Annotated in this window: 2 protein-coding genes; one reads left to right on the top strand and one right to left on the bottom strand. The window is 73.7% G+C overall.

Annotated features, from left to right (window positions below; all coding sequences use genetic code 11):
* A partial coding sequence (locus tag FDZ70_08760) for a hypothetical protein (GenBank protein TLM71932.1) occupies positions 1–1909 on the top strand: 1909 nt, incomplete at its 5' end.
* On the opposite strand, the gene FDZ70_08755 is transcribed toward FDZ70_08760, so the two are convergent.
* Positions 1906–2703, bottom strand: coding sequence for a hypothetical protein (locus FDZ70_08755; GenBank protein ID TLM71931.1), 798 nt, complete (start codon positions 2701–2703; stop codon positions 1906–1908). The genes FDZ70_08760 and FDZ70_08755 overlap by 4 nt on opposite strands.
* Positions 2704–2889: the final 186 nt, after the last annotated feature.

Genomic DNA, 2889 nt, shown 5'->3' with positions numbered 1-2889 from the left:
GGCGGACAACTACTCCGAGTGGGACGAGTTCTACGAGTTCAGCGCGTCGAACACCCGCCCGCCGGACGACTGGCTCTCCTCGGAGCTCGCCGACTGGCTGCCGTTGCGATCGGACATCCGCACCCTGCTGTGGCTGGGGGCCGACGGCAACACGATCTGGTCGATGGGCAGCGCCCACGACGTCGCCCGGCTCGCCGACCTGGCCGCGGCCACACACGGCGAGCCGCTGGCCACGCGGCTGCGCTTCGAGGACGGGCCCGCGCTCGCGGTCGCCGTCCCGATCACCGGCTTCCCCTTGAAACGGATCGCGGGCACCTTCGCGGTCGCCGAGCCGATCGGGACGGCTATGGCTCAGGAGTTCGCCGCACTGAGCAACGCGACCACCGTGACCATCCGCACCGTCGACGAGGCAGCCACGCCCGTCACGAACACGGTGCGCGCACCCGCGTTCACGGGCATGACGTCGTCGCTCGACGAGGGCGTGCTGCACGTCACCGCGAACCTCATCGGCCTCGGGGGCGAGCGCGTCGCCTCGGTCAGCATCTTCGACTCGGGCGTCGCCTCAGCCGACCCCCTCTACGTCCCGCTGCTCACCGCCCTCGGCACCTCGGGCCTCGCACTCGCGGCGGCGCTCCTCCTCGCGCTGACGACCACGCGCTTCGTCCGCAAGCCGATCGACGAGCTTGCGGCGTACGTGCGTGACGTCGGCATGCGGGCCGTCGAAGGCGCCCCCTACGCGCCGCTGGAGGTCGGCGGCGACGTGCCCGCCGAGTTCCGCACGATGCTCGGCACCGTCGACGACCTCACCGGACGGCTCGCAGCCCGCCAAGCCGAGCTCCGCGGCGCGCTCGCGCAGGCCGAGGAGGCCGAGGAGCGCTTCCGCATCGCCGTGGACGACTCACCGGAAGCGAAGCTCCTGTTCGTCGACGGGATGATACGCGTCGCGAACCCCGCGGCCGGCTTCCAGATGGGCGTGCCGGCGGAGCGCCTCATCGGCCTGTCTATGGCCGACGCGATGGGCGGGCGGGCGTTGCCGGTGGCGGAGTCGGACCAGGCGCTCACTTTGGCCGAGCTCGTCGCGCATGCCGTCGAGAGCGGCCCGGTCACCGTCGTGGTCGACGCCGCCGGCCGCGGCACCCGCTGGCTGCAGATCGCGGCATCGGTCCACCCGGGCTCGGGCGAGGTGCTCGTCACGAGCCGCGACGTCACCGAGGACCGGCGCCGTGACGAGCTGCGCGCCGAGATCCTCGAGACGGTGAGCCACGACCTCAAGTCCCCGCTGTCCGTGATCAGCGGCTACCTCGACATCCTCGAGCGGCAGCCCGACACCGAGGTCGTCGGGAAGGCCGTCGGCGGCGCGCGCGACGGCATGGCCCGTGTGCTCGAGATGCTCGAGGACCTGCTGGCGACGACGAAGGCCGAGGACTTCCTCGCGCCGCGCACCATGTCCCTCGTGCACCTCGACCGGCTGGCCGCCGACACGGTGGACTCGCTCCGGCCGGTGGTGCGGCAGGAGATCGAGCTGCGCACCTGCTGCGCCGCCACGACCCGCGGCGAGGACCGGCGTCTGCGCCAGGCCCTCGCCAACCTCATCGGGAACGCCGCGAAGTACTCGCCCGACGACTCCACCATCACCGTCGCGCTGGAATGTCTCGGAGACCGGGCCGCGCTCGTCGTCGAGGACGAGGGCCCGGGCGTGCCGCCCGAGGAGCGCGACCGGATCTTCGAGCGGTTCGAACGGGCGGACGCCACGTCGTCCCAGCCGGGCCTGGGCCTCGGCCTCTACATCGTCCGCACGATCGTCCAAGGGCACGGCGGGAGCGTGCACGTCGAGCAGCGCGCAGAAGGGACGGGCGCGCGGTTCGTCGTCGAGTTGCCGCTCGCGGCGGGGCGTCCGCCGGCCGGCTAGATCCAGCCGAGCCGCAGCGCGTCGACCAGCACGAACGCCGCCCACCACAGGACGACCCCGCCCAGGGTGAAGGCGCCGGCTCGCAGCAGCGCCGCCGAGAGCAGCCCGGACCTGCGGGACTGGGGCAGCGCTCGGCGGGCGATCGCCCAGCCGGCCACGCCGACGAACGGGCCGACGACGGCGAGCAGCAGACCGGCGAGCAGCAGCGGCGGGTAGGCCCCGCTCTCCGGCAGGTACGGGTCGCCGAGGCGGTTGCTGACGACGATGATCGCAACGCCGAGCGCGACCCACAGGCCGACGTAGGTCAGATACGGCCACCACGGCAACGGCGAGCGGCCGGCAGGCCCCTCGTCGATCTCGGGCAGCGCGGCCTCCGAATCCGGCTCGGTCGCGACGACGGTCTCCGGAGCGATGTCGAAGAGGTGCTCGTCGTCCGGCCCGGCGCCCTCGGCCTCCACGGCGGCCGACTCGGCGTCCGCCTCCGCGGAGACCTCGCTGAGCGGCACGGCGCCGGGGCCATCCGGGGTGTCGACCTCGGGCAGCGTGAGCTGCCAGGCGACGTGCCCCTCAGCCGGCCCGGGATCGGCAACGGGCTCCGGCTCCTCGGCGGGCTCGGTACCCGCGTCACCCAGCTCCGCGGCCTCGTCCGGCCCGGGGCCCTCCTCGGGCGCGGGCTCCTCGACAGGCGCGTCTTCGCCGGCGGCGGACTCGGCGCCCGCGTCACCGAGATCCGGTGCGGGCGCCGTGGGCTCCTCTGCAGCGAGGCCGTCGTCCTCGCGGGGGGTGGTGTCCATGGCGGTCAGTCTAGTGGAGCACCACCGCCCGCGCCAAGACGCACGCGCCAGATGTGTGAACGCTGTGTGCCGGCGTGCCCCCGCGCGCGCGACGCGACTAGTATGTATGCGCCCGACCAGCGCACCGCCACCCGGAGGCCCCCATGCCCGACGACCTCACACCCCTTCCCGAGGCCCCCTCGGACG

The organism is Actinomycetota bacterium (assembly GCA_005774595.1).
Classification (GTDB): Bacteria; Actinomycetota; Coriobacteriia; order Anaerosomatales; family D1FN1-002; genus D1FN1-002.
The sequence above is the reverse complement of the archived record's forward strand: the minus strand, read 5'-3'. Positions and strand labels throughout refer to the sequence as shown.